General features: G+C 76.0%; 3 protein-coding genes and 1 pseudogene. 1 reads left to right on the forward strand and 3 read right to left on the reverse strand.

Going from position 1 to position 6,135, the window contains the following annotated elements; all coding sequences use genetic code 11:
* Positions 1 to 214, forward strand: a pseudogene (locus B9S61_RS41550) (serine/threonine protein kinase); the annotation flags it as partial.
* A 247-nt stretch (positions 215 to 461) separates the two neighbouring features.
* Here the strand turns inward: B9S61_RS41550 and B9S61_RS12685 are convergent.
* The 3 genes from B9S61_RS12685 to cobT all read right to left on the reverse strand — a co-directional run bounded on the left by B9S61_RS12685 (position 462) and on the right by cobT (position 6,094).
* Entirely contained in the window at positions 462 to 1,280 is an 819-nt protein-coding gene (locus B9S61_RS12685) for an RNA methyltransferase (protein WP_103542345.1), read from the reverse strand.
* A gap of 1 nt (position 1,281) precedes the next feature.
* On the reverse strand, positions 1,282 to 2,514 hold the full coding sequence (cobA, locus tag B9S61_RS12690) for a uroporphyrinogen-III C-methyltransferase (protein ID WP_103542346.1): 1,233 nt from the start codon (positions 2,512 to 2,514) through the stop codon (positions 1,282 to 1,284).
* A 217-nt stretch (positions 2,515 to 2,731) separates the two neighbouring features.
* A complete protein-coding gene (gene cobT / locus B9S61_RS12695; RefSeq protein ID WP_258039638.1) occupies positions 2,732 to 6,094 on the reverse strand; it encodes a nicotinate-nucleotide--dimethylbenzimidazole phosphoribosyltransferase in 3,363 nt (1,120 codons plus the stop codon).
* Positions 6,095 to 6,135 lie beyond the last annotated feature (41 nt).

A 6,135-nucleotide genomic window follows, 5' to 3' on the forward strand; every position in this document is an offset into this window, starting at 1 on the left:
CCCGTCCCGGTCCGGGCCGCGGCCCGGGCCCTCCTCCCGCAGTACGACCCGCTCCGGCGGCGGTGCCCGCCGCCCGGGCCCCCGGAGAACCGGGACGGGCCTGCGGCCGGCCAATCCGCGGCTGCTCAGACAGCGGCTGTTGGTGTTCGTCGTGGTGACGCTGGTGGTCGCGCTGGGCATCGCGCTGGTGCAGGGCTGCCAGGGCCCGGGGTGAGCAGCCGAGGGCGGCGGGCGGAACCCCGGGTGCGCACCCGGCCGCGAGCCCCCGCCCGACCCGTGTGAGCACAGGCGCGTACACCCGTGCCGCGGTACGCCCGGGCGGAGTCGGCACGCACCGGTGGAGCGCCATGGCCGGAAGGACCACGGGCACCCTCCCGGGCCGCACCGCTCCCCGCCCCGGCGGCACGAGGGGCGGACCGCCCCCGGGCGGGCACCCGGGGGTGACGGACGCGTCGGATCCGCTACTCCCGCGGACGCCCGGTGGCCACGGCGTAGAACGCGACCGCGGCCGCCGCTCCCACGTTGAGGGAGTCGACACCGTGGGACATCGGGATGCGGACCCGGTCGTCGGCGGCGGCCAGGGCGCGGGCGGACAGGCCGCTGCCCTCCGCACCGAGCATCAGGGCCACCCGTTCCATCCGGTGCGGTGCCACGTCGTCCAGCGGCCGGGCCTGCTCGCCGGGCGTGAGGGCGAGCAGCCGGAACCCGGCCCCGCGCACCGTGTCCAGCCCCTTGGGCCAGGTGTCCACCCGCGCGTACGGCACCGAGAAGACGGCGCCCATCGAGACCTTCACACTGCGCCGGTACAAGGGGTCGGCGCAGTCCGGGGAGAGCAGGACGGCGTCCATGCCCAGGGCGGCGGCCGAGCGGAATATGGCGCCGATGTTGGTGTGGTCGTTGACCGACTCCATCACGACGACCCGGCGGGCGGCGCGCAGCACGTCGCCCGTCGTGGGCAGGGGCCGGCGCTGCATGGACGCGAGGGCGCCGCGGTGCACGTGGTAGCCGGTGACCTCTTCGGCGAGCGCGGGGTCCACCACGTACACCGGGGCGTCGGAGCGGTCGATGACGTCCCGCATGGCGTCGAGCCACTTCGCGGAGAGCAGCATCGACCGCATCGCGTAGCCGGCTTCGCCGGCACGCCTGATGACCTTCTCGCCCTCGGCGATGAACAGGCCCTCGGCGGGTTCGCGCCGGCGGCGCAGTTCGACGTCGGTCAGGCCGGTGTAGTCGTGCAGCCGGGGGTCGCCCGGGTCGTCGACGGTGATGATCTCGGCCATGTCAGGCCGCCCCGTGCGGGCCCACGCCGACGACGTCGCCGATGACGATGACGGCCGGCGGCCTGACGTCCTGCGCGACGACGGTTTCGGCGACGGTGGCGAGGGTGGCGTCGACGCGGCGCTGGGCGGCCGTGGTGCCCTCCTGGACCAGGGCGACGGGGGTGTCCGGGGACCTGCCGTGCGCCACGAGGGTCTCGGCGATCCGGCCGATCTTGTCGACGCCCATGAGGACGACGAGGGTGCCGGTCAGCTTGGCCAGGGACGGCCAGTCGACGAGGGAGCGTTCGTCGTCGGGGGCGACATGCCCGCTGACGACGGTGAACTCGTGCGCCACACCGCGGTGGGTGACGGGGATGCCGGCCGCGCCCGGGACGGAGACGGAGCTGGAGATGCCGGGGACGACGGTGCAGGGGATGCCCGCCTCGGCGAGTGCCTGGAGCTCCTCCATGCCGCGGCCGAAGACGTAGGGGTCGCCGCCCTTGAGCCGCACCACCGACCTGCCCTGGCGGGCGTGCTCGACGAGCGCGTTGTTGATGGCCTCCTGGGCCATGTAACGGCCGTAGGGGATCTTGGCGGCGTCGATCACCTCGACGTGCGGCGGGAGTTCCGCGAGCAGGTCGCGCGGTCCGAGCCGGTCGGCGATGACGACGTCCGCCTCGGCGAGCAGGCGGCGGCCGCGCACCGTGATCAGGTCCGGGTCGCCGGGGCCGCCGCCGACGAGGGCGACGCCGGCGGTGCGGGACCGGTGGTGCGGGGCGACCAGGGTGCCGTCGCGCAGGCCCTCGACCACGGCGTCGCGGATGGCGGCGGTGTGGCGGGGGTCCCGGCCGCGTGCCTTCGTCGTGAGCACGGCGACGGTGACGCCTTCGCTGGAGCCGGTGGCGGGGGTCCACGCCGTCGCCGCGTCGGCGTCGTCGGAGCGGACGCACCAGACGCGGCGGCGCTCCGCCTCGGCGGAGGCCGCGGTGTTGGCGTCCGGGTCGCTGGTGGCGATGAGGGCGTACCAGGCCTCGGCGAGGTCGCCTTCGGCGTAGTCGCGCCGGTGCCAGGTGATCTCGCCGGTGTCCGCCATGGCCTCCACGGAGGGGGTGGCCTCGGGGGACACGAGGTGGACGTCGGCGCCCGCCGCGATGAGGGCGGGGAGGCGGCGCTGGGCGACCTGGCCGGCGCCGAGGACGACCACGCGGCGGCCGGTGAGGCGGAGTCCTACGGGGTAGGCGGGGTGTTCGGCCATCAGGAGGGGCTCCTCGGGCAAGCGGGGGGTCAGCGGGCACGCTGCGGCTTCGGAGCGGGCCTGACGTGGGGGATTTTATGCGCGCGTCCGGTGGGGCCGGGACGGGTGGGGTGTTTCCCCGGCCCGCCCCTTCCCGGAACCGGGGCCGTGCCCCCCCACGCGCGGGCGGGTGGGGGGGGCACGGCCGCGCCCGTCGGCCGTCCCCCAGCCGTGCGGGCTACTTCTCGGTGACCCCCGCCGAGTCGAACGTGGCCACCTCGTGCATGGCCCGCGCGGTGCTCTGCACCAGGGGCAGGGCGAGCAGGGCGCCCGTGCCCTCGCCCAGGCGGAGGTCGAGGTCGACCAGGGGGCGCAGGCCGAGCTTGTTGAGGGCGGCCACGTGGCCGGGCTCGGCGCTGCGGTGCCCCGCGATGCAGGCGGCCAGGACCTCGGGGGCGATGGCCCGGGCCACCAGGGCGGCGGCTCCGGCGCTGACGCCGTCCAGGATCACCGGCGTACGCAGCGACGCCCCGCCGAGGAGCAGGCCGACGATGGCCGCGTGCTCGAAACCGCCGACGGCGGCCAGGACGCCGATCGGGTCCGCCGGGTCCGGCTGGTGCAGTTCCAGGGCGCGGCGCACCACGTCGGTCTTGCGGACGAGGGTCTCGTCGTTGATGCCGGTGCCGCGGCCGGTGACCTCGGCGGGGTCGGCGCCGGTGAAGACGGAGATGAGGGCGGCGGACGCGGTGGTGTTCGCGATGCCCATCTCACCGGTGAGCAGGGCCTTGTTGCCGGCTGCCACCAGGTCGCGGGCGGTCTCGATGCCGACCTCGATGGCCCGCTTGGCCTCCTCGCGGGTCATCGCGGGCCCGGTGGTCATGTCGGACGTACCGGTGCGGATCTTGCGCGGCAGCAGCCCGGGGGTGGCCGGGAGGTCGGAGGAGACACCCACGTCGACGACGCAGACCTCGGCGCCCACCTGTGCGGCGAAGGCGTTGCAGACCGCTCCCCCGCCGAGGAAGTTGGCCACCATCTGGGCGGTGACCTCCTGCGGCCAGGGAGTGACTCCCTGGGCGTGCACCCCGTGGTCGCCGGCGAAGATCGCGACGGCCGCGGGTTCCGGGATGGGCGGCGGGCACTGGCGGGACAGGCCGGACAGCTGGGCGGAGATGATCTCCAGCATGCCGAGTGCTCCGGCGGGCTTGGTCATGCGCTTCTGGCGCTCCCACGCCTCACCGAGCGCCTTGGCGTCCAGCGGGCGGATCTGCGCGACGGTCTCGGCAAGCAGGTCGTGGGGGTCCTCTCCGGGCAGGGCGCGGCGGCCGTACGTCTCCTCGTGCACGACCCAGGACAGCGGGCGGCGCCTGGACCAGCCGGCCCGCGTCAGCTCGGGCTCGTCCGGGAACTCGTCGACGTACCCGACGCACAGGTAGGCGACGACCTCGAGATGGTCGGGCAGTCCCAGGGCGCGGACCATCTCGCGCTCGTCGAAGAAGCTGACCCAGCCCACGCCGAGGCCCTCCGCGCGGGCGGCGAGCCAGAGGTTCTCCACGGCGAGCGCGGAGGAGTACGGCGCCATCTGCGGCTGGGTGTGCCGGCCGAGGGTGTGGCGGCCGCCGCGGGTGGGGTCGGCGGTGACGACGATGTTCACCGGCGTGTCGAGGATGGCCTCGATCTTCATCTGCTTGAACTGCTTCGCCCGGCCCTTGGGGAGGGACTTGGCGTAGGCGTCGCGCTGACGCATGGCCAGTTCGTGCATGCCGCGCCGGGTCTCGGCGGAGCGGATGACGACGAAGTCCCAGGGCTGCGAGTGGCCGACGGAGGGCGCGGTGTGGGCGGCCTCCAGCACCCGGAGCAGCACCTCGTGCGGGATGGGGTCGCTGCGGAAACCGTTGCGGATGTCCCGGCGCTCGCGCATCACCTTGAGCACGGCCTCGCGCTCGGCGTCGTCGTAGCCGGGGGCGGCCGGTCCGGTGGGCGGTGCCGCTTCCGGATCCACGCCGGCGCCCTGCGTGTCCAGGTCCGCGGGGTCCTGGGCGAGTTCGGGGCCGGGCGCGGACGGTACGGCGTCGGCGCCCGCCCCGTGCGGTTCCCCGGCGGGAACGGTCACGTCCTGCGGGGCGGCGGGCGCGGGAAGGGGCCGGCCGGGGGACTGCTCCGGCCCGGGGACGAGGGGGAAGGAGCCGGGGAGGGGGGTGGCGGGCGTCTGCTGGGGTCCCTGGACCGGGTCCGCCGGGGCCGGTGCGGTACCGGTCCAGGCCGTCCCGTCGGGGGTCCCGGACGTCTCCGGACCGCCGGCGGCCGGGGCCTGGTGCGGCGAGGGGGTAGCGGCGAGGGCTTCGCCGTCCGCCGGGGCGGTGACGGTTCCGTCGGACGCCGGGGTGACCCGGTCCACAGCCGGCTGCCCGGCCGTTGCCGTGGCCGTTTCCGCAGCCGTTCCCGTGGCCGTCTCCTCGGCTGTCTCCGCGGCCGTGACGACGGCCGTCGGTTCCGGACCGGGCTCCGGGTCCGGTACGACGGCACCGGCCGGTGCGGCGTCCCACAGGGCGCCGGCAACCTCGTGGAAGGCAAGGCCTTCGACGCCGGGCTGCGGGGCGTCCTGCGGCACCGTGGCGTCCGGTACCGGCGGCACCTCCGCGGCCCGGTCGTACTCCGGCGCGAACGTCTCGGCACCGGGTGCCTGGGCGACCGGCGGTACCTCGATGTCCTGAGCTCGCTCCGGCACCTGTACGTCCGCCGTGACGGCGGCCCCGGCGGGCGGCACCTGGGCGGCCTGCGACTCCTCCACCGTCCGGACCGCCTCGGGAGCCTCCGCCACCTGGGGCACCTCGGCGGGAGCGCCCGGCACCTGGACGGCCGGCGCATCCTCCGGTGTCTGAGCAGCCTCCAGCGCCTCCATGACCTGGGGCGCCTCCGGCTGGAGTTCCTCCGCACCCGGCGCCTGAACGGCCTGCGGCGCCCCGGCCGGAGCAGCCTCCTGCGGCTCTCCCTCCCGCGGCACTCCGGGCGCGGCGTCCTGCGCGTCCGGCAGCTCAACGGCCGGCGCCTCCTCGGGCGCCTGAGCCGCCTCCGGCACCTCCATGACCTGCTGCGGCCCGGGTACAGCGCCCTCCGCACCGGTTTCCTGAACGGTCCTCGGCGCCTCCGGAGCGGCCTGGGGCTCCTGAGGCGCGAGAGCCGTCTCCGGTACGGCCCCGGCGCCCGGCGTCGGCAGAGCCGCGTCCGGTGCCTGGGGCACGGGGGCCTCCGCCGGCACGGGTTCCGCCGTGTGGCCGGTCTCCTCGCCGGGCAGCCCGGTCGACTCCTGCGCGCTGTCCGGCACGGCGGGCACCGTGGACAGGCCGGGCACACGGTTCTCGAACGCCGGTACGGCGGTCTCGGTTACCGGGACGCCGGAATCCGGCTCCTGTCCGGTCACGGTGGACGCCGCGGGCGGTTCGCCGGGGATGCCGGGCACCTGGGCGCCCTGGTCCATCCGGTCCGGCCCGCCGTACTCCGGTACGTCGGCCGCCGGAACGGTCCCGTCGGCCGGCGGAACGGTCCCGGTGTCCGGCGCCTCGGGCGCCACCGGCACCCCGGCCGTCTCCGCGTGGCCCGGCACTTGTCGACGAAGTGGGCGACGTCGGTGTCCCAGTCGGCGGA

This window comes from Streptomyces sp. SM1, from assembly GCF_002910825.1.
Taxonomy (GTDB): Bacteria; Actinomycetota; Actinomycetes; order Streptomycetales; family Streptomycetaceae; genus Streptomyces; species Streptomyces okerensis.

Coding starts and splice junctions, on each gene's coding strand:
- B9S61_RS12685 (WP_103542345.1), bottom strand. CDS start 1,280: ATGGCCGAGATCATCACCGTCGACGACCCGGGCGACCCCCGGCTGCAC.
- cobA (WP_103542346.1), bottom strand. CDS start 2,514: ATGGCCGAACACCCCGCCTACCCCGTAGGACTCCGCCTCACCGGCCGC.